This is a genomic window from Bradyrhizobium sp. 44, from assembly GCF_023073095.1.
Classification (GTDB): Bacteria; Pseudomonadota; Alphaproteobacteria; order Rhizobiales; family Xanthobacteraceae; genus Bradyrhizobium.
In genome coordinates, this window is the sequence record NZ_JADPIY010000020.1 from 179,282 (window position 1) to 200,004 (window position 20,723).

Below are 20,723 nucleotides of genomic sequence, written 5' to 3' on the forward strand. Positions count from 1 at the left end.
ATGGCCGAATCCATCCAGTCGCTCGACCAGCTCTCGCAGCTCAAGACGGCGGCCGCGCCCGACGCGCCCAAGCACGAGAAGAAGGTCGACAAGTTCAACCGCGCCTATGCCACCGGCAAGCGCAAGGACGCGGTCGCCCGCGTCTGGATCAAGCCGGGCGCCGGCAAGGTCACGGTCAACGCGCGCGAGGTCGAGGTCTATTTCGCCCGTCCGGTGCTGCGTATGATGATCGAGCAGCCGTTCTCCGTGGCCGCGCGCTCGGGCCAGTATGACGTGATCTGCACCGTCGCCGGCGGCGGTCTGTCCGGCCAGGCCGGTGCCGTCCGTCACGGCATCTCGAAGGCGCTGACCTATTTCGAGCCGGAGCTGCGCACCGTGCTCAAGAAGGGCGGCTTCCTCACCCGCGACTCCCGCGTGGTCGAGCGCAAGAAGTACGGCAAGGCCAAGGCCCGCCGGTCCTTCCAGTTCTCGAAGCGTTAATCGCTTCGGTCGCATTCGCCGCGAAAGCGGCTTCAATGAGATGCAAAAGGGCGCTGATTTCAGCGCCCTTTTTGCTGTTCGTTTGTATGCAAATTGATGGCGTGTTTCCTGAAAACTTGGGCTCGCATGAAAACCTGAATGGAACCCGCGAGACATAGCGTCGCATTTGGAAGGGCGCGCAAATCGGTGGAGCCGATCGCGTAACTGCTATGTCTAGAAGGGGGCCGACATGATGTCGCTCGATAGCATCACGCTCTATTTGGTCGCCACCATGGTCGCCGCACTGCTCGGCGCCATGATGGTATTTTTCGGAAGGCAGGAGAACAGCCCTGCGCTGAAATGGTGGGGCACCGCCTATCTCCTTGGCGCCGCATCGGTCGCGCTCTGGACGGCGGCCGGCGACAAGCTGGGCCCGCATCTTTACCTTGCGCTGAACGCAGTCGGCTTCGTCGCCTGCGGCATGGTGTGGAATGCGGCGCGCGTCTTTCATGGCCGCAAGCCGAACTGGCCGGGTCTCCTGGTCGGCGCGCTCGCCTGGACCGCTGCCGCCACGCTGCTCGATCCCGCGGCGTCCATGCTGCGCATGATCGTCGGCGCCGGCATCGTCTCGGTCTATGCGGCGCTGACGGCGAGCGAGCTCTGGGTCGAGCGGCGCAAGAGCCTGCAACGGCGCTGGCCGGCCTTCGTGGTCCCGGTGATGCACGGCTGCGTCTTGATGCTGCCGATTCTGCTCGGCAGTTTCCTGCGCCCGAACGATGCCGGCTTCTCCAACAGCATCTGGGTCACCGTGTTCGCGGTCGAGCTCGTGCTCTATGCCGTCGGCACCGTGTTCGTGATCTTCATGCTGGTGTCCGAGCGCACGGTCACTGCGCACCGGACCGCCGCGTCCACCGATCCGCTGACCGGCATGCTCAACCGCCGCGGCTTCTCGGAAGCCTGCGGACGCGTGATCGAGCGCGAGGCCAAGGCCGGCCGTCCCGTGACCGTGATGATCTTCGATATCGATCATTTCAAGTCGATCAACGACCGCTTCGGCCATCCCGCCGGCGACGAGATGCTGAAACTGTTCTCGACCGTCGTCGTCAGCAACCTGCGCATCAGCGACATGTCGGGTCGCATCGGCGGCGAGGAGTTCGCCGCCCTCCTGCCGTGTTCGCTGGAGGAGGGCGTGCTGGTGGCCGAGCGCGTGCGCGAAGCCTTCGAGACCTCCGGGGTCGTCGTCGATGAGGGCCCGGTCGACACCACCGTCAGCATCGGCGTCGCGGGCGGTCCGGCCGGCACCGAACTCGAAGTGCTGCTGGCCTCGGCTGACACCGCGCTTTACCAGGCCAAGCGCGGCGGCCGTAACCGCGTCGAGGCGGCGGAGGAGCTGCCATTGTCGCTGGAGAACTGGCGCCGCCAGAGCGCCGCACGGATCGGCGTCTCCAACACGCAGTCCAAGGCGCAGACGGCGACAGCTTAGGCAACGGAGGCCTTGCGGTAATCCCCTGTTTACCATTCGATCCCTACCATTGCGGTCATGGAATCGATCCGTCGACAGAGCCCGCAGACCGCCCTGATGTCGCTCGAAGCCGCGGCGACTTCGGCACGCGGCGGCTTCGCCTGCCTGTTCTCGACCGCGGACGAATATGAGAGCGCGCTGATCACCGAGCGCCGCGCCCAGGGGCATTACACGCAAGGCCGCAATTACTGGCCGCTTGCGCTGTTCGCCGGTTGTGCGCTGATCGTGGCGGGCACCGCTCTGCTGCTCGCCTGAGTGATCTGCATTCTCGGACCGGGCAGGGCGCCATTTCGGCGCCTTTTTCTTTGTCGCGGGCTGCGGTAGACACTCCCATCGAACAAAAATGAGTGGAAACAGATGATCACCGAGATCGCGCAAATCGACGTCAAGCCGGGCAGCGAGAAGGACTTTGAGGCCGCCGTCGCCAAGGCCAAGGCCGCTTTCGGCCGCTCCAAGGGTTTCCATGGTTTCGAGCTGCACAAGTCGATCGAGAAGCCGCAGCGCTATCGTCTGATGGTGAAGTGGGAAACGCTCGAGAACCATACCGTCGATTTCCGCGGCTCCGAGAATTTCACCGAATGGCGCGGCCTCGTCGGCCAGTATTTTGCGCTACCCCCTGAGGTCGAGCACACCGAAACCGTGCTCACCACCTGAGGCGGCTCAGGCCGCCTCCGCCAGAGGCGGCGCTTCGTACGTCTTGAAGTGGTCGATCACGACTTTGGCGATGGCGACCAGTGGCAGCGCCAGCGCTAGACCCCAGATCCCGAAGACGACGCCGAGCAGGATCTGGAACGCGAACAGCGTAGCCGGCGGGATGTCCAGTGCCTGCCGCTGCAGCAGGGGCGTCAGCACGTAGCTCTCCATGGCGTGGACGCCCATGAAGAGGAGAAAGGCCGACAGCGCCGGAATCCATCCTGAGGCGAGGCTCGCCAGCACGACCACAACGCCGGCAATGATGGCGCCGACGGTCGGAATGAAGCCGAGCAGTCCCGCCTGAATCCCGAGGATGAAGGAGCCCGGGATGCCGATGATGAGAAGCCCGATCCAGGTTACCGCCCCGACCGCGAGCATGACGATCATCTGTGCGATCAGCCATCGTTCAAGTGTCTCGCTGACGCGGTCGATGATGACGGCCGCGCGCGCGCGATGTTTTGCAGGCGCGATGAACAGCAATCCCTCGCGATAGACGCTGGGTTGGGCGGCGAAGGCGACTCCCAGAAACAGCACGATGAAGATGTTTCCCACGCCGTGGATGGTGCCAAGCAGCAGCTTGAACGTCTGGCTCACGATCGCCCCGCCGCTGGAGGCAAGGGCGCCTGCGCCGGGTATTGCCCCGCGCGACGTCGTGCCGGCCGACGGCGTCGGCTCCGGTTGCGCGTCGGGAGACGAATCGGGTCCGGAGCTCCCGAAATCGAAGAAGCTGGTGTCGATGCCGTGATTGTCCAGGAATGATTTGACGTTGCCGATCTGGGATTTGATGGTTTTGCTGAGTCCCGCCGCCTGATCGGCGATGGTGGCGCCGCCGAGATATGCGATGCCCGCGAGCATGAGCGCGAGGGCCAAGCAGACGATTGCGAGCCGCAGCGCATGCGGCAGACGCGCATGCCGGCCAAGCGCGTTGGTCAGCGCGTTGAGCCCAAGGCCCAGCAGCACCCCGGCGAAGATCAGGAGCAGGGTGGTCGCGAAGTACCAGGAGAACGCGAGCAGCACGGCGAACAGCACCACGCCGATGCCGCCGACCGAAATGCCCCAAGCCAGATCAAAACGGGTCGGGGGTCGTTCATCCGGGAATGTGATCACGCAATGTCCTTTAGGTGGACCGGGGGGAAGTCTTTCGGCAAACACGCTTTCGATCAAGACCGCGTCAACGCGCTGGTTTGACGCTGCCGTGTGAACGGTGCAGACGGACGAGGAGAGAACAGGTGGGGCGCGCTTGAGTTTCATCAGCAAATGGGTGGGTCTGCTCGGGCTTTTGGCCGTGCTCGTGATTGGCGACCAGATCCGGATCAACCGGCCCGGCCACAAATATCGCCTCACGGTCGAGGTGACGACGCCCGAAGGCGTCAAGTCCGGCTCCGGTGTTCTGGCCGTCGTGCCCGATCGCGGCTATAGCCGGGGCGGCCGCACCACGATGCGCGGCGAGGCTGTGTTCGTCGACCTCGGCCGGGGAAAGAATGTGGTGGCATTGCTGGCACATCAGCAGGGCGCGAAGCTCGATCTCGACGACATCAACTATGTCGCGCTCCGCGCTTATGGCGCCGCGCGAGGCAACCGTGTCTCGTTCAACGAGCTCAACCGGCAGACCGGCGTCGTCGCGGTGCAGGGGGACCTAATGCCCGTGCTGGTGAGCTTTGGCGATCCCATGGACCCTGCGACGGCGCGCCTTGTCGCCGGCGACCATGCGGAGGCGGTCCTGGGCGACGGCTATGCACTCCGTGGCCTTACCGCCGAAATGGTGCCCAACGGGCTTTGGCCGATCGATTTCGGTGGCGCGCTCGGGGAGTCCGTGACGCGCGGAATCGAAACGAAACTGCCCTGGTTGGCTGCGCCGGGCGACCCGGCGGCGACCGCACTGAAGACCGCCGGCCTGCCCCTTGGCGGCGCGATCGTGGCCCGGGAGGCATTTGCGCGAAAATAGCATTGCCGTCCCGCGTACCCTTCTGTTGAATTTGTTCCACCCCGGGGGCATGTTTGGAGAATCTTCTTCGGCGGGGAGGTCTGAGCGGGAGATGAGAAAGCCGGTCGTCGGCGTGATCGGGAATGCCCATCGCGTTGAAAATCGATTTCAGGTCCAGATGGTCGGCGAGCGTAATCTGCGCGCCGTGGCCGAGGTTTCAGGCGGCCTGCCGGTGATGTTCGCGGGCTCGCCTGACATCACCGATATCGGCGCGCTGCTCGATACGGTCGACGGCATCGTGCTGACTGGCGCCCGGGCCAACGTCCACCCGACCCGTTTCAACGTCGATCCATGTGAGGCGCACGAGCCCTACGACATCCACCGCGACGAGGTGGCGCTGGCGCTCTCGGTCGCCTGCGTTGCTCGCGGTATCCCGCTGTTCGGCATCTGCCGGGGCCTCCAGGAGATGAATGTCGCCTTCGGCGGCTCGCTGCATCCCGAGATCCGCGAGATCCCGGGCCGCATGAACCATCGCATGCCGAGGCTCGAGAACGGTGAGATCCACCCCGATCCGACAGTGGTGTTCGCCGATCGCCACGACGTCGATCTGACGCCGGGCGGCGCGTTCGCAGAATTGCTCGGCTGTGACAAGATCAGGGTCAATTCGCTGCACGGCCAGGGCATCCTCGATCCCGGCAAGCGCGTGCTGATCGAGGGCATTGCCGAGGACGGCACCATCGAGGCAATCCGCATCGCGGAAGCCAGGGCTTTTGCGCTCGGGGTGCAATGGCACGCCGAATACGACCCGCAGCACAATCCGATCAACCGAAAACTGTTCGAGGCGTTCGGTCAGGCCATGGTGGCGAAGCAGCGCGCGGCGGCGTAGCTGCGGGGTTGCGCCGAGGCCGATAAGGCTCTCGATCGTTGCGACCGGCGGCGGAGGATTGGCGATTTTCGCAAACAGGCACGAGAACTAGTCTCCAGGATGGATTTCGCGGCGCTGAACGCATCCTGCGATTACCAACAGCGCTCGCGATCTCTCGGGCGCAATAAACCAGATATCAAGAATTGATGCGCGCCAGTTTTCTCGATTCCGATTCGTTCTTTGAGAACGAAGTGGAGTCAGACGCAGAACAAAACTCGAGGACCACAAAAAAAGGCGCCCCGAGGGGCGCCTTTCGTGCGTCGTAGTCGTTCCGGCGGCTTAGCCCGAATAGTACATTTCGAACTCGACCGGGTGCGGGGTCATTTCGAAGCGGGCGACTTCGGTCATCTTCAGCTCGATATAAGCGTCGATGAAGTCGTCGTCGAACACGCCGCCGTTCTTCAGGAAGCCGCGATCCTTGTCGAGGTTTTCCAGCGCCTCGCGCAAGCTGCCGCACACCGTCGGGATCTGCTTCAGCTCTTCCTTCGGCAGATCGTAGAGGTCCTTGTCCATCGCCGGACCCGGATCGATCTTGTTCTTGATGCCGTCGAGGCCCGCCATCAGCATCGCGGCGAAGCCGAGATAGGGATTGGCGAGCGGATCGGGGAAGCGCACCTCGACGCGCTTGGCCTTCGGCGAAGCGGTGTAGGGGATGCGGCAGGACGCCGAGCGGTTGCGGGCGGAATAGGCGAGCAGCACGGGAGCCTCATAGCCCGGGACCAGACGCTTGTAGGAGTTGGTCGACGGGTTGGTGAAGGCGTTGATCGCCTTGGCGTGCTTGATGATGCCGCCGATGTAGTGGAGGCAGGTCTCCGACAGGTCGGCGTATTTGTTGCCGGCGAACACCGGCTTGCCGTCCTTCCAGATCGACTGGTGCACGTGCATGCCCGAGCCGTTGTCGCCGAAGACCGGCTTCGGCATGAAGGTGGCGGTCTTGCCGTAGATGTGCGCGACCTGGTGGATGCAGTATTTGTAGATCTGCATGTGGTCGGCCATCAAGGTCAGCGTGTCGAACTTCATGCCGAGCTCGTGCTGGGCGGAAGCGACCTCGTGATGGTGCTTCTCGACCTTCACGCCCATCTTGGCCATGGCGCCGAGCATCTCCGAGCGCATGTCCTGCACGGAGTCCTGCGGCGGCACCGGGAAGTAGCCGCCCTTGGTACGGACACGATGGCCGAGATTGCCGCCTTCATATTCGGTGTCGGAGTTGGTCGGCAGCTCGGAAGAGTCGAGGCGGAAGCCGGTGCTGTAGGGGTTGGCGGAGAAGCGCACGTCGTCGAACACGAAGAACTCGGCTTCGGGGCCGACGAACACGGTGTCGCCAACGCCCATCGACTTGACCATCGCCTCGGCCTTCTTGGCGATGCCGCGGGGATCGCGGTTGTAGGGCTCGCCGGTGGTCGGCTCGAGCACGTCGCAGGTGATGACCATGGTGGTCTCGGCGAAGAACGGATCGATCGTCGCGGTCACCGGATCGGGCATCAGGCACATGTCGGACTCGTTGATCGCCTTCCAGCCGGCGATCGAGGAGCCGTCAAACATCGTCCCTTCGGCGAAAATGTCCTCATCGATCATGCTGATGTCGAAGGTGACGTGCTGCCACTTGCCGCGCGGATCGGTGAAGCGCAGGTCGACGTATTTGACGTCGTTGTCCTTGATCGATTTCAGGACGTCTTTGGCGGTCTTCATGCATACCCCTTTTGGCTCTGCGGGTCGGTTTCCAAACTTCGAGCGACCGTGTTCACGCTTCTTGAGGCGCGCGAGGCACAAACAAAATGAGGCCGCCGAAGCAGCCTATTTCTTGTCAGAATGTCGCAAAATGCGGGATAGCACCCGGCTCAGATAGCGTCCAGCCCGGATTCTCCGGTTCGGATGCGGATCGCCTCTTCGATGTTGGAGACGAAGATCTTGCCGTCGCCGATGCGCCCGGTTTGCGCAGCGCGGCGGATTGCGTCGATGGCGCGCTCGACCAGATCGTCGCCGATCACGATCTCGATCTTCACCTTGGGCAGGAAGTCGACGATGTATTCTGCGCCGCGGTACAGCTCGGCGTGACCCTTCTGCCGGCCGAAGCCCTTGGCTTCAGTGACGGTGATGCCCTGAAGGCCGACTTCCTGAAGCGCTTCCTTCACCTCGTCGAGCTTGAATGGCTTGATGATGGCTTCGATTTTCTTCACTGCGCGCCTCCCGGCCTTTCGAACAAATAGCAACGTCTTCGTCAGGATGCGCTTTTCTTAACGCACGATCTTGTCTTCGCTATGCCGGGATCCCTGACCAGTCCGGCAACAACGGCCGGCCACACCCTGATAAATGCCAGTGAGCACGACGAACCGAAGCGACTTCCGCGAAAGCAGGGTCTATGCCAAGTTGCAAATGCCCTGATTATTGGAGCGTTATCAGCCATTTAACGTGCAGCTCTGATAGGTGGCGCCGACCCGCACAAAATACCGCAGACTACGAAATAGGCAAACGGTTCAATATCTGTGCAGATCGTCGTTCCGTCGGATGGCCTGGTGCGGAACGTGCCTCTTGAAAAGGCTTTTGGACAGGGAAGTGGCATGGAAGTTCTGACCAACGCCGAAATGCAGCGCGCCGACCAGCTCAGCATTGCGGCAGGCACCCCCGGCTTCAAGCTGATGCTCAGCGCCGGTCAGGCGGTCGCCGAGGCCGCCCACGCGCTGGTGGAGGAGGGGCCGATCCTGATCGTGGCCGGCCCGGGCAACAACGGCGGGGACGGTTTTGTCGCAGCCGCCGAGCTCGCCGCGCAAGGCCGCGAGGTCTCGGTGATCCTGATGTGCGAGCGCGACCAGCTCCAGGGCGATGCGGCCTCGGCCGCGCGGGGCTGGAAGCACCCGGTGCTCCCGTTCAACCCGCAGGCGATCGGGCGACCGGCGCTGATCATCGATGCGCTGTTCGGCGCGGGCCTCAGCCGTCCCGCCGAGGGCGAGGCGCGTGCGATGATCGAGGCGATCAACGCCAACGGTGCGCCGGTGCTCGCGGTCGACCTGCCGAGCGGCATCAATGGCACCAGCGCAGCCGTGCTGGGCGTGGCGGTGAACGCCATCGAGACCCTTACCTTCTTCCGGAAGAAGCCGGCGCATCTGCTGCTGCCGGGGCGGATGCATTGCGGCCACGTGCGTGTCGCCGACATCGGTATCGACGCGCAGGTGCTGGACGAGATCGCGCCGCAAATATTCGAAAACGATCCGGACTTCTGGGGCGCGGCCTTTCCGGTGCCGCGCATCGACGGCCACAAATACGCGCGCGGCCATGTGCTGGCGGTCTCGGGCGACGCGGCGGCGACCGGTGCCGCGCGGCTCGCCGCGCGCGGGGCGCTGCGGGCAGGTGCGGGCCTGGTGACTCTGGCCACGCCGCGTGATGCGCTCGCGATCAATGCGGCTGCGCTCACCGCGGTCATGGTTCGCCCCGTCGATACCGCCATCGAGTTCGGCGAGCTGCTCGGCGACAAGCGTTACAACACCTGCATCATCGGCCCCGGCGCGGGTGTCGGCGAGCGCACCTGCGATCTCGTCCACACGGCGCTTAACGCGCAGCGGCATCTGGTGCTCGACGCGGATGCGCTGACGAGCTTTGCCGCGAATCCCGAGCGCCTGTTCGAATCGATCAAGACGTCGCAGGACAAGGCGGTGGTGCTGACGCCGCACGAGGGCGAGTTCCCACGGCTGTTCTCCGACCTCAGCAATAAATATCCGGGCCGCTCGAAGATCGAGCGCGTGCGCGCCGCCGCCGAGCGCTCCGGCGCGGTCGTGCTGCTGAAGGGCGCGGACACCACGATCGCCGCGCCCGACGGCCGCGCCACCATCGCCGCCAACGCACCGCCCTGGCTCGCCACCGCGGGTGCCGGCGACGTGCTCGCCGGCATCATCGCAGGGCTGCTGGCGCAAGGCGTGCCGGCATTCGAAGCCGCCAGCATCGCCGTCTGGATGCATGGCGAAGCGGCGAGCGAGGCGGGGCCGGGGCTGATCGCGGAGGATCTCACCGAGACGCTGCCGGCCGTGCACCGGCGAATCTATGGTGCGCTGGGGGTGGAATACTGAGCTCTCACTCCACCGCGTACCAGCGCACCAGCCGCGGTGCGGCCCAGTCGGTTGCGACGGATTCGATCAGCCACCGCCCGGGGGAGGCCGCAGCGAATGCGATGCGCTGGGTCTGGCCGGGTTCGATCGCGAGCGTGTCGAGCCAATAGGGCTTCCAGCCGTCGTCGAGCTTGTCGAGCAGGCGGAAAGGGTGGCCGTGGAGATGGAAGACGGTGGCGACGGGTGCGGGGTTCTTGAGGGCCAGCACGACGGTGCGGCCGGCCCTGGTGCGAAAGGTAGGGGCGGAGGACGTCGAGAAATTTGCGGGCCGTACCCACCCGACGTCGGCTGCCCCAAGCGCGACATCGAATCGCAGGGCGCCTCTCAGATCGAGGCGGTCGGGGAGGTCATTCGGAGGGAGCGGCTGCGGCGGCAACAGCGGCGCGCGCCGTTCAAACTTGCCGGAGACCGTCAGGCGGCCGACTTGGCGCGCCTCCTTGCCGTCATGCAGCAGGAATGGGGCCGATGTGGCCGCATCCACGAAGGCGTCGGCGCGTGCGCCGGGAGCCAGCACCAGCGCGCCGTTGCGGGCCGGGAACGGCTCGGCCGGCTGTCCGTCCAGGGCCAGCACCTGGACTTCGTGGCTTTCCAATTTGATCGCCAGAACAGAACGTTGCGAGCCGTTGATAAAGCGCAGCCGCAGCCGCTCATTCGCCGCAGCTGAGAGTTCGAATGAAGTCGTTCCGTTGATTGTATAGAGCGGGGATGTGTCCTTCGGGTCCCGGCCGGGGGGAAGTGCGGTTCCATCTGGCCGTAGCCGCCATTCCTCGATCAAGAGAACCACGTCGCGATCGGCGGCGACCGCGTTTGTCTCGGCGGCAATGATCGGAAGCGGGCGCGCGGGCTGCTTCAGGCCGTCCTCGAACAGGCGGAAGTTGGCCAACAGGGTTCCCGCGTTTGGCACTGAAATAATTGATGTTTCCGTCGCGTCCGGGGCCGTTGGGGCGCGTCCTCGAAGCGGGTCGGCCGCGGCCGGGGCGCCAAGGCCGTACCAGACTGGTGCAAGCGGCACAGGCAGGTCGTTGCGGAAGACCACCTCGCAGCGGTCGCCACGTTTGAGACGGACATCCCCGAGGTGGCTGACGGCGGCCAGCTCCCAGATGGGTGTGGCCGGCTGCCCCGGCCTCAGAGCCAGCGTCCCCGGCCTTGCCTGAAGCGCGAGCTGGGCGGTCACGGCCGGGACTGCGCCGCCCGCCATCAGCCCGGCCACAGAGGCGCCAAGTCCGGCTCCAAGTCCGGCCAAAACCTCGCGCCTCGTCGGGTCGAAGATCCGCGTTTTCATGGCCGATCCGGACCACGGCGTGCTGGATAAGTCCAGCCGTCGTGCCTAGTTGAAGCCTGCCTCTATCGGGCCATTTTTTTGCTGCGAACAGGCGGGCACATGCTATAAGCCCGCCGCCCGCGGCATCGCGGCCGGTCTTGATGCAAATTTACGCGGGCGTGGCGGAACTGGTAGACGCGCTGGATTTAGGTTCCAGTGACGAAAGTTGTGGGGGTTCGAGTCCCTCCGCCCGCACCAAGCGCTTTCAGCGTTTGCACGGATTACGCGATCTGCTCCCGCGCGGATGTTTGTCCGCCGGAAGCCGGTCCGATGAACCACCGGCGTTGAGGCGTTCGCCTCGCGCCGGATCGATTAATGACAGCGTCCCGACGCATGCGCGCCGGGACCGAACGAGAAGAAGATTGGACACCATGCAGGTCACAGAAACCCTCTCGGAAGGTTTGAAGCGCGAGTTCAAGATCAGCGTTCCCGCGTCTGATCTCGACGCCAAGGCCGGTGCCAAGCTCGTCGATCTCAAGGACAAGGTCCGCATCAACGGCTTCCGTCCCGGCAAGGTGCCGGTCACGCACCTCAAGAAGGTCTACGGCCGCTCGGTGATGGCCGAGACCATTGACCAGACCATCCGCGACACCAACACGCAGCTGTTCTCCGAGCGCGGCTTCCGCCTTGCGACCGAACCGAAGATCACCATGCCGACCGAGCAGGCCGAGGTCGAGGAGCTGCTCAACGGCAAAACCGATCTGACCTACACGGTTGCGATCGAGGTGGTGCCGTCGATCGCGCTCGCCGACTTCAAGACCTTCGAGGTCGAGAAGCCCGTCGCCGAAGTCACCGACGCCGACGTCGATGAGGCGATCAAGCGCATCGCCGATTCGAACCGCGGCTATGCCGCGAAGGGCGAGGGCGCCAAGGCCGAGTCGGGTGATCGTGTCACCGTCGCCTTCAAGGGCACCATCAACGGCGAACCTTTCGAGGGCGGCGCCGGTGAGGGCATCCAGGTCGTGATCGGATCCAACACCTTCATCCCCGGCTTCGAAGAGCAGCTCACCGGCATCGCCACCGACGAGACCCGCACGCTGAAGGTGGCGTTCCCCAAGAACTACATGAACGACAAGCTCGCGGGCCAACCGGCCGAGTTCGAGACGACCGCGACGCTGATCGAGGCGCCGCAGGACCTCGCGATCGACGACGAGTTCGCCAAGACGCTCGGCCTCGAATCGCTGGACAAGCTAAAGGAAGCGGCGCGCGAACGGCTGGTCGCCGAGTTCGCGACCGCGACGCGCCAGCGCGTCAAGCGCGCGCTGCTCGACCGCCTCGACGAGGCCCATCGCTTCGAGGCTCCGCCCTCGCTGGTCGACGAGGAGTTCAATCTGATGTGGAACTCAGTGAAGGCCGAGATGGACTCCGCCGGCAAGACCTTCGCCGACGAGGACACCACTGAAGACGCCGCCAAGGAAGAGTACCGCAAGATCGCCGATCGCCGCGTGCGGCTCGGCCTCGTGCTCTCCGAGATCGGCGAGAAGAACAAGATCTCCGTGACCGACGACGAGGTCGGCCGCGCCGTGATCGAGCGGGCGCGCTCGATGCCGGGCCGCGAGAAGGAGGTCTGGGACTATTACCGCAGCAACGCCCAAGCGTTGGCCCAGCTTCGTGCACCGATCTATGAGGACAAGGTCGTCGACTTCATCCTCGAGCTCGCCAACGTGACCGAAAAGAAGGTTTCGCGCGACGATCTCTACAAGGACGACGAGGCGGAAAAGACCGCCGCCTGAGGGCTCCAGAAGAGCCTTTAGGAGAGCCTCCAGGATAGGCTTGCATTAAGGATGATCAGCAAAGAGGTCGAGCTAGCCAGGTGGCCGGCTGGGCCTCTTTGTACGAATCAGCTTCAACTGCCTCACGGATTAAGCCTTAATTCGCTCCGCACTTGTCAGGCGCGAATTGGGCTATATCTGTCGCTAGGCCTTCCGCTTCTACCAAGTTCGTCTATCAAGTTCCTGCATCACGGGACGTCCATCGGCCCTCCGGCAGATCCAGCCCCGACTGGCAGCCGGGCCTGGCGATGTCCGCCTCTTCAAAACCCTAGGTGACTCATGCGCGATCCGGTTGAAACCTACATGAACCTCGTGCCCATGGTGGTCGAGCAGACCAACCGTGGCGAGCGCGCCTACGACATTTTCTCGCGCCTTCTGAAAGAGCGCATCATTTTCCTGACCGGGCCGGTCGAGGACGGCATGTCGACGCTGATCGTCGCGCAGCTGTTGTTCCTTGAGGCGGAAAATCCGAAGAAGGAAATCTCGATGTACATCAACTCGCCGGGCGGCGTGGTGACGTCGGGCCTCGCGATCTACGACACCATGCAGTTCATTCGCCCGCCGGTCTCGACGCTGTGCACGGGCCAGGCCGCCTCGATGGGCTCGCTGCTGCTCTGCGCCGGCGAGAAGGATATGCGCTTCTCGCTGCCGAACGCGCGCATTATGGTGCATCAGCCCTCCGGCGGCTTCCAGGGCCAGGCCACCGACATCATGCTGCACGCCCAGGAAATCCTGAACCTGAAGAAGCGGCTGAACGAGATCTACGTGAAGCACACCGGTCAGACCTACAAGGCGATCGAGGACGCGCTGGAACGCGACAAGTTCCTGACCGCGAGCGACGCCAAGGAGTTCGGCCTGGTCGACAGGGTCATCGACAAGCGCGCCGAGGAAACCGCGGCGCCGAAGACCCCGTAGCACTACTGCGGCGGCGAACCCTCCGGGCTCGCCGGCGCCATCGGGGAGCGTTCACGTTAAGGACACGTGCGCGCGTCGCAAAACGTAGTTTTGCGCCCTGCGGCAGGCAGAAAGTTCCGCTTTCGTGCTTGTTTTTCGTGGCAATCCAGCAACGCCGGGGTGATTTCGATCACTTCGCCCGTGCCAACACCGGAAATCACGGTATTGTCACGGGTAGCCGGCGACCCCCGATTAGCGAATTCTTGATAGTCGGGTGACAGCATGGTTCGCTACGACTGATCGGCTATGATCGCGGGGAATCGAGTGACCGTGATTCGCACGGCATGTAACGCGTAGGGTCTTTTTTGGTACGGAATTTGCTCTATTTGAAGGACTGTACCGGCTGTCGTGCCGGAATAGGGCGATCGAGCGGACGGGATCGAACCGCGGACGGAGACATGAATGAGTAAGGTCGGCACGAGCGACTCCAAGAACACGCTGTATTGCTCGTTCTGCGGCAAGAGCCAGCACGAAGTGCGCAAACTGATCGCGGGTCCCACGGTCTTCATTTGCGACGAGTGCGTCGAGCTCTGCATGGACATCATTCGCGAGGAGAACAAATCCTCGCTGGTGAAGTCGCGCGACGGGATTCCGACGCCGAAGGAAATCTGCAAGGTGCTGGACGATTACGTGATCGGCCAGAACCATGCGAAGAAGGTCCTCTCGGTCGCGGTGCACAATCACTACAAGCGCCTCAACCACCAGACCAAGCACAACGACGTCGAGCTTGCGAAGTCGAACATCCTGCTGATCGGTCCGACCGGCTCGGGCAAGACGCTGCTCGCGCAGACGCTCGCCCGCATCCTGGACGTGCCGTTCACGATGGCGGATGCGACGACGCTGACGGAAGCCGGCTATGTCGGCGAGGACGTCGAGAACATCATCCTGAAGCTGCTCCAGGCCGCCGACTACAACGTCGAGCGTGCCCAGCGCGGCATCGTCTATATCGACGAAATCGACAAGATCAGCCGCAAGTCCGACAATCCTTCGATCACGCGCGACGTGTCGGGTGAGGGCGTGCAGCAGGCACTGCTCAAGATCATGGAAGGCACGGTGGCTTCGGTCCCGCCGCAGGGCGGCCGCAAGCATCCGCAGCAGGAATTCCTGCAGGTGGACACCACCAACATCCTGTTCATCTGCGGTGGTGCGTTCTCGGGCCTTGAGAAGATCATTTCGGCACGCGGACGTTCGACCTCGATCGGTTTCGCCGCCCAGGTGCTCGCGCCGGAAGACCGCCGCACCGGCGAAATCTTCCGTCACGTCGAGCCGGAGGATCTCCTGAAGTATGGCCTGATCCCGGAATTCGTCGGCCGTCTGCCCGTCGTGGCGACGCTGGAAGATCTGGACGAGGCTTCGCTCAAGAAGATCCTGGTCGAGCCGAAGAACGCGCTGGTGAAGCAGTACCAGCGGCTGTTCGAGATGGAGAACATCGAGCTGACCTTCGCCGACGAGGCGCTTGGCGCGGTTGCCCGCAGGGCGATCGAGCGCAAGACCGGTGCGCGCGGACTGCGCTCGATCCTCGAGGCGATCCTGCTCGAGACCATGTTCGACCTGCCGGGCCTCGAAGGTGTGGAAGAAGTCGTGATTTCCCGCGAAGTCGTGGAAGGAACGGCGCGTCCGCTCTACATCTACGCCGATCGGTCCGATCGCGCCGTCGAGAACGCCAGCGCCTGATTTCGGCGCTGGGACGCTCCAATCGTCTCCTCAAGCAAGGGCTGCGGAAAGTATCTCCGCAGCCGGTGTTGTGTCGCTTATTTGCGTGCGTAAGCGCCTGATGGCGCGCGTCTTCAATGACTTGACACCCCCCGGGTCGATAGCCACCTAATGTCGGCGGCGAGCAAAAATTCTCTCCAAGATTCGCCTCAGTTCCGATCCGGCGAGCCGGTCCAACCTCAAAAGGACCGACCGGTTTTGCCGATCACCTCGGCACCTTGTGGCGGTTGCGCATGAGCATGGCGGGCTGCGTGCAAGGGGGCAAAGCAAAAGGAAAAAGGCCATGACCAATCCAAAACCCAGGCCAATCATCGTTCATGGCGAAACGCACGCCTACCCCGTGCTGCCCCTGCGCGACATCGTCGTCTTCCCGCACATGATCGTTCCGCTCTTTGTCGGCCGCGAGAAGTCGATCCGCGCGCTCGAAGAGGTGATGAAGAACGACGCGCTGATCATGCTCGCGACCCAGAAGAACGCGTCCGACGATGATCCGGCACCCGATTCCATCTACGAGACCGGTACGCTTGCCAGCGTGCTCCAGCTCTTGAAGCTTCCCGACGGCACCGTGAAGGTGCTGGTCGAAGGGCTCGAGCGTGCGCGCGTGCAGAAGTATACCGATCGCGCCGACTATTACGAAGCGACTGCGATTGCGCTCGCCGACACCGATGCGAAGTCGGTCGAGGCCGAGGCCATGGCGCGCTCGGTCGTGTCCGACTTCGAGAGCTATGTGAAGCTCAACAAGAAGATCTCGGCCGAGGTCGTCGGCGTCGTGCAGGCGATCACCGATTTCGCCAAGCTCGCCGACACCGTCGCCTCGCATCTCGCCGTCAAGATCGCGGATCGCCAGGGCATCCTGGAGACGCTGTCGGTCACGCAGCGCCTGGAGAAGGTGCTGGGCCTGATGGAGAGCGAGATCTCGGTGCTTCAGGTCGAGAAGCGCATCCGCTCGCGCGTCAAGCGCCAGATGGAGAAGACCCAGCGCGAGTACTATCTCAACGAGCAGATGAAGGCGATCCAGAAGGAGCTCGGCGACGACGACGGTCGGGACGAGCTCGCTGATCTCGAAGAGAAGATCTCCAAGACCAAGCTCTCCAAGGAAGCGCGCGAGAAGGCGCAGCATGAATTGAAGAAGCTGCGCCAGATGTCGCCGATGTCCGCGGAAGCGACCGTCGTGCGCAACTATCTGGATTGGCTGCTGTCGATCCCGTGGAACAAGAAGTCCAAGGTGAAGAAGGATCTGGAAGCCGCCCAGGCGGTTCTGGATGCCGATCACTACGGGCTGGAGAAGGTCAAGGACCGCATCGTCGAGTATCTCGCCGTGCAGTCGCGCGCCAACAAGCTGACCGGCCCGATCCTGTGCCTCGTCGGCCCTCCCGGTGTCGGCAAGACCTCGCTCGGCAAGTCGATCGCGAAGGCGACCGGGCGTGAGTTCGTGCGCGTGTCGCTCGGTGGCGTGCGTGACGAGGCCGAGATCCGAGGTCACCGCCGCACCTATATCGGTTCGATGCCCGGCAAGATCATCCAGTCGATGCGGAAGGCGAAGTCGTCCAATCCGCTGTTCCTGCTGGACGAGATCGACAAGATGGGCGCCGATTTCCGCGGCGATCCGTCCTCGGCTTTGCTCGAGGTCCTCGACCCCGAGCAGAACGCGACCTTCAACGACCACTATCTCGAGGTCGATTACGATTTGTCCAACGTGATGTTCATCACGACCGCGAATACGCTCAATATTCCCGGGCCGCTGATGGACCGCATGGAGATCATCCGGATCGCGGGCTACACCGAGAACGAGAAGGTCGAGATCGCGCGCAAGCACCTGATCCCGAACGCGGTGTCCAAGCACGGCCTGGACTCCAAGGAGTTCTCGATTGACGACGATGCGCTGCTGCTTCTGATCCGCCGCTACACCCGCGAAGCGGGCGTGCGCAATTTGGAGCGTGAGCTCTCCACACTTGCCCGCAAGGCGGTGAAGGAGCTGATGATCTCCAAGAAGAAGTCGGTCAAGGTCACCGAGAAGACCCTGGAAGAGCTGCTCGGCGTGCCGAAGTACCGCTACGGCGAGATCGAGAGCGAGCCGCAGGTCGGCATCGTCACCGGCCTTGCCTGGACCGATGTCGGCGGCGAGTTGCTGACGATCGAAGGCGTCATGATGCCCGGCAAGGGCAAGATGACGGTCACAGGCAATCTGCGCGACGTGATGAAGGAATCGATCTCGGCGGCGGCGTCCTACGTCCGCTCGCGCGCGATCGTCTACGGCATCGAACCGCCGCTGTTCGACCGGCGCGACATCCACGTGCACGTGCCGGAAGGCGCGACGCCGAAGGACGGTCCGTCGGCGGGCGTGGCGATGGCCACCGCGATCATCTCGGTCATGACCGGCATCCCGGTCCGCCACGATGTCGCGATGACCGGCGAGATCACGCTGCGCGGCCGCGTACTGCCGATCGGCGGCCTGAAGGAGAAGCTGCTGGCTGCTGCCCGCGGCGGCATCAAGACGGTGCTGATCCCCGAGGACAACGCCAAGGATCTCACGGAGATTTCCGATGCGATCAAGGGCGGCATGGAGATCATCCCGGTCTCCCGCCTCGACGACGTCGTCGCCAAGGCGCTGGTCAAGAAGCCGGTGCCGATCGTCTGGGAAGAGGACACCAAGGTCACGGTCAAGCCGGACGGCGACGAAGCCGCCGGCGGCCTGACCGCTCACTGAGATCGCAGCTCGAAAAGATGATAAAACGGCGCCTTCGGGCGCCGTTTTTGTTGTGGGGGCATTTTGTTTTGGGCAGTGGATGACGACAATGCACATCGACGGGCAATGCCATTGCGGCGCGATCACCTTTGAAGCCGAGATCGATCCCGAGACGGTGTCGGTCTGCCATTGCCGGGACTGCCAGACCCTAACGGGATCGCCGTTCCGGGTGACGGCGATCTGCACCAAGACCGACGTCAAGCTGACCGCCGGCACGCCCAGGATCTACCGCAAGCGCGGCGACAACGGCCGGATGCGCTTCCAGCACTTCTGCGCCGAGTGCGGTTCCCCGCTGTTCACGAGCGGCGAGGGCGACCAGGAGGACGATTGGGGCATCCGCTGGGGCAGCATCCGCCAGTGCGACAAATTGCGGCCCGTCAGGCAGATCTGGTGCCAGTCGGCGGCGGTGTGGATCGACGCGGTGCCACTGCTGCCGGGCCGGCTGGAAGATTGAGGTTCGGCTTGCCCAGCGGCGAGCGAGCGAAGGCTGGTGGGCGGTCACGGATTCGAACCGCGGACCCTCTCGGTGTAAACGAGATGCTCTAACCAGCTGAGCTAACCGCCCCACGGCGCCTCTTTAGCGCCCCCTCGGGTGTTGGAGCAAGAGGCGGCCGCACCGCAAATCATGCTCATTTGAACCGCTTGATGGCCTTCCGGCGTGGTATCACGACCGGCAAAACGACAGAGGCCCCAATGGAACAACCGAGCGGACACGAGCAGAACGCCGATCAGATCGCCTACTGGAACGGTCCCAGCGGGCAGCGCTGGGCCGATCGCCATGCGGCGCAGGAGAGCCTGCTCGGACCCATTGCCGATGTGCTGATCGACCGCGCCAAGCCGAAGCCGGGGGAGCGCGTCCTCGACGTCGGCTGCGGCTCTGGCGCGACGACCTTTGCGTTCGCGAAAGCGGTGGCGCCTGATGGCTTCGCGCTCGGGCTCGACGTCTCCGAGCCGATGCTGTCGCAGGCGCGCGCGTTTGCGCCAAAGGGCCTGCCGCTCGATTTCGTGCTGGCGGATGCGACGGTGCATCGGTTCGAGCCGGCCAGTTTTGACCTGCTGGCCTCGCGGTTCGGCGTGATGTTCTTCGCTGACCCGATCGTGTCTTTCACCAACCTCCGCCGCGCATTGAGGCCGACGGGGCGGCTGGCGTTTGCCTGCTGGCGCGAGCCGAAGGAAAATCCCTGGATGATGGCACCGCTGATGGCGGTCTACAAACACGTGCCCAAGATGCCGCCGGTCGGGCCGGACGAGCCGGGCCCGTTCGCCTTTGCCTCCGAAGAGCGCGTGACGCGCATCCTGAAAGGCGCGGGCTTCGTCGACGTCGCGATGGAACCGCACAATCTCGCGATGGATGTCGCGATCGGCGGCGGGCTCGATGCCGCGGTCGAGGGCTCGCTCCAGATCGGCCCCGCCAGCCGCGCGCTGCAAGGCCATCCGCCCGAGACGTATGCCGCGGCAAAAGCCTCGATCCGCGAGATGCTCGCCCCGTTCCTGAAGGGGTCGAGCGTGGCGCTCCAGGGTGCGATCTGGATCGTGACGGCGAAGGCGGCGTAGGCGCCGCTCTGTCCCCGTCATTGCGAGCGCAGCGCGCTGCGCTCGCAATGACGATGGGGACGCAGCCACGCAACTACCTCACACCACATCATCCGGCGCCAGCGCGCAGCCGTTGTCGGGATGCGTCTCGACCTGAAGGGTGGTGTGGCCGATGCGGTGGGAGCGCTTCAGCATCTGCGCCGTCTCCATCAGGAATGCATCGCCGGCGCCGGTGGGCATGACGAGATGGCAGGTCAGCGCCGTCTCAGTGGTCGAGATCGGCCAGACGTGGAGATCGTGGATCGCAGTGACGCCGGGCCGCTCCAGCAGTAGGATCTTGATTGCGGCAATGTCGGTGCCCCTGGGCGCGGCCGCCATCGACATGTCGATGGAGCCGCGGAGCAGGCTGGTGGTGCTCCAGAGAATGGTGGCGCAGATGACGAGGCTGGTGACGGGATCGAGCCAGAGCCAGCCGGTCCAGATGATCAGCGCCGCCGAGACCACGACGCCGAGCGAGACCGCGGCGTCGGCCGCCATGTGCAGATAGGCGCCTTCGATGTTGATGTCGTCCTTGCGCCCGCGCGCGAACAGCATGGCGGTAAAACCGTTGATGAGGATGCCGATGCCGGCGACCACCATGACGGTGATGCCGGCGACCGGCTCCGGTTCACGCAGGCGCAAAAACGCTTCCCAGCCTATCGCACCGGTCGCGACCAGCAGGAACACCGCGTTCGCCAGCGCCGCCAGGATGGTGGAGGCGCGCAGGCCATAGGTGAAGCGGCCGCTGGGCGCGCGCCGCGCCGCGATCGACGCGCACCAGGCCACGACCAGGCCGAGCACGTCGCTAAGGTTATGGCCGGCGTCCGCAAGCAGGGCGGTGGAGTTGCCGATATAGCCGTAGATGGCCTCGGCCACGACCAGCGCGGTATTGAGCGTGATGCCGATCGCGAACGCCGTGCCGAAGCTGGCGGGCGCATGGGCATGGGCGTGGCCACCATGATCGTGATCATGGCCGTGGCTATAATCATCGTGATGATGGCCGTGATGGTCGTGGCTGCCCACCT

At 64.1% G+C, this 20,723-nt stretch carries 18 protein-coding genes and 2 tRNA genes; 14 read left to right on the forward strand and 6 right to left on the reverse strand.

Going from position 1 to position 20,723, the window contains the following annotated elements; all coding sequences use genetic code 11:
• From rpsI to IVB41_RS23050, 4 genes are all read left to right on the forward strand, one after another.
• Positions 1-480, forward strand: a complete 480-nt coding sequence (gene rpsI / locus IVB41_RS23035; protein ID WP_007603485.1) for a 30S ribosomal protein S9 — start codon at positions 1-3, stop codon at positions 478-480.
• 229 nt (positions 481-709) lie between these two features.
• Positions 710-1,942 (forward strand): diguanylate cyclase, encoded by a 1,233-nt coding sequence (locus IVB41_RS23040; protein WP_247397395.1) that lies wholly within the window; start codon positions 710-712, stop codon positions 1,940-1,942.
• 57 nt (positions 1,943-1,999) lie between these two features.
• Complete coding sequence (locus tag IVB41_RS23045; protein WP_247435244.1) at positions 2,000-2,236, forward strand: hypothetical protein; 237 nt, start codon at positions 2,000-2,002, stop codon at positions 2,234-2,236.
• A 102-nt stretch (positions 2,237-2,338) separates the two neighbouring features.
• A complete protein-coding gene (locus IVB41_RS23050) occupies positions 2,339-2,635 on the forward strand; it encodes an antibiotic biosynthesis monooxygenase (RefSeq protein WP_247435246.1) in 297 nt (98 codons plus the stop codon).
• Positions 2,636-2,641: 6 nt separating this feature from the next.
• Here the strand turns inward: IVB41_RS23050 and IVB41_RS23055 are convergent, their stop codons facing one another.
• On the reverse strand, positions 2,642-3,778 hold the full coding sequence (locus IVB41_RS23055) for an AI-2E family transporter (protein WP_247289986.1): 1,137 nt from the start codon (positions 3,776-3,778) through the stop codon (positions 2,642-2,644).
• 136 nt (positions 3,779-3,914) lie between these two features.
• On the opposite strand from IVB41_RS23055, the gene IVB41_RS23060 reads away from it, so the two are divergent.
• Entirely contained in the window at positions 3,915-4,619 is a 705-nt protein-coding gene (locus tag IVB41_RS23060; protein ID WP_247435249.1) for a hypothetical protein, read from the forward strand.
• 91 nt (positions 4,620-4,710) lie between these two features.
• Complete coding sequence (locus IVB41_RS23065; protein WP_027567222.1) at positions 4,711-5,484, forward strand: gamma-glutamyl-gamma-aminobutyrate hydrolase family protein; 774 nt, start codon at positions 4,711-4,713, stop codon at positions 5,482-5,484.
• Positions 5,485-5,802: 318 nt separating this feature from the next.
• Here IVB41_RS23065 and glnA read toward each other — a convergent pair whose 3' ends face one another.
• Both glnA and IVB41_RS23075 read right to left on the reverse strand, forming a co-directional pair.
• Complete coding sequence (glnA, locus tag IVB41_RS23070) at positions 5,803-7,212, reverse strand: type I glutamate--ammonia ligase (RefSeq protein WP_007603494.1); 1,410 nt, start codon at positions 7,210-7,212, stop codon at positions 5,803-5,805.
• Positions 7,213-7,361: 149 nt separating this feature from the next.
• A complete protein-coding gene (locus IVB41_RS23075) occupies positions 7,362-7,700 on the reverse strand; it encodes a P-II family nitrogen regulator (RefSeq protein ID WP_007603495.1) in 339 nt (112 codons plus the stop codon).
• 381 nt (positions 7,701-8,081) lie between these two features.
• On the opposite strand from IVB41_RS23075, the gene IVB41_RS23080 reads away from it, so the two are divergent.
• A complete protein-coding gene (locus IVB41_RS23080; protein WP_247435251.1) occupies positions 8,082-9,581 on the forward strand; it encodes an NAD(P)H-hydrate dehydratase in 1,500 nt (499 codons plus the stop codon).
• A 4-nt stretch (positions 9,582-9,585) separates the two neighbouring features.
• On the opposite strand, the gene IVB41_RS23085 is transcribed toward IVB41_RS23080, so the two are convergent.
• Positions 9,586-10,902: a multicopper oxidase family protein gene (locus tag IVB41_RS23085; protein ID WP_247435254.1), complete on the reverse strand. Its 1,317-nt coding sequence runs from the start codon at positions 10,900-10,902 to the stop codon at positions 9,586-9,588.
• A gap of 152 nt (positions 10,903-11,054) precedes the next feature.
• On the opposite strand from IVB41_RS23085, the gene IVB41_RS23090 reads away from it, so the two are divergent.
• The 6 genes from IVB41_RS23090 to IVB41_RS23115 all read left to right on the forward strand — a co-directional run bounded on the left by IVB41_RS23090 (position 11,055) and on the right by IVB41_RS23115 (position 18,580).
• Positions 11,055-11,139 (forward strand) — tRNA-Leu (locus IVB41_RS23090).
• Between the two features lie 173 nt (positions 11,140-11,312).
• Positions 11,313-12,674, forward strand: coding sequence for a trigger factor (gene tig / locus IVB41_RS23095; RefSeq protein ID WP_247435257.1), 1,362 nt, complete (start codon positions 11,313-11,315; stop codon positions 12,672-12,674).
• 318 nt (positions 12,675-12,992) lie between these two features.
• Entirely contained in the window at positions 12,993-13,628 is a 636-nt protein-coding gene (locus tag IVB41_RS23100; protein ID WP_007603501.1) for an ATP-dependent Clp protease proteolytic subunit, read from the forward strand.
• A gap of 441 nt (positions 13,629-14,069) precedes the next feature.
• Positions 14,070-15,341 (forward strand): ATP-dependent Clp protease ATP-binding subunit ClpX, encoded by a 1,272-nt coding sequence (clpX, locus tag IVB41_RS23105; protein ID WP_007603503.1) that lies wholly within the window; start codon positions 14,070-14,072, stop codon positions 15,339-15,341.
• A gap of 322 nt (positions 15,342-15,663) precedes the next feature.
• Positions 15,664-18,087, forward strand: coding sequence for an endopeptidase La (gene lon, locus IVB41_RS23110; RefSeq protein ID WP_247435261.1), 2,424 nt, complete (start codon positions 15,664-15,666; stop codon positions 18,085-18,087).
• Between the two features lie 88 nt (positions 18,088-18,175).
• Positions 18,176-18,580 carry a GFA family protein gene (locus IVB41_RS23115; RefSeq protein ID WP_247435264.1) on the forward strand — a complete coding sequence of 135 codons (405 nt, stop codon included), beginning with the start codon at positions 18,176-18,178 and terminating at the stop codon, positions 18,578-18,580.
• Positions 18,581-18,614: 34 nt separating this feature from the next.
• On the opposite strand, the gene IVB41_RS23120 is transcribed toward IVB41_RS23115, so the two are convergent.
• Positions 18,615-18,691, reverse strand: a tRNA-Val gene (locus IVB41_RS23120).
• Between the two features lie 128 nt (positions 18,692-18,819).
• On the opposite strand from IVB41_RS23120, the gene IVB41_RS23125 reads away from it, so the two are divergent.
• Positions 18,820-19,680: a class I SAM-dependent methyltransferase gene (locus IVB41_RS23125; protein WP_247435267.1), complete on the forward strand. Its 861-nt coding sequence runs from the start codon at positions 18,820-18,822 to the stop codon at positions 19,678-19,680.
• 78 nt (positions 19,681-19,758) lie between these two features.
• Here IVB41_RS23125 and IVB41_RS23130 read toward each other — a convergent pair whose 3' ends face one another.
• Positions 19,759-20,721 carry a cation diffusion facilitator family transporter gene (locus tag IVB41_RS23130; RefSeq protein WP_247435270.1) on the reverse strand — a complete coding sequence of 321 codons (963 nt, stop codon included), beginning with the start codon at positions 20,719-20,721 and terminating at the stop codon, positions 19,759-19,761.
• Positions 20,722-20,723 lie beyond the last annotated feature (2 nt).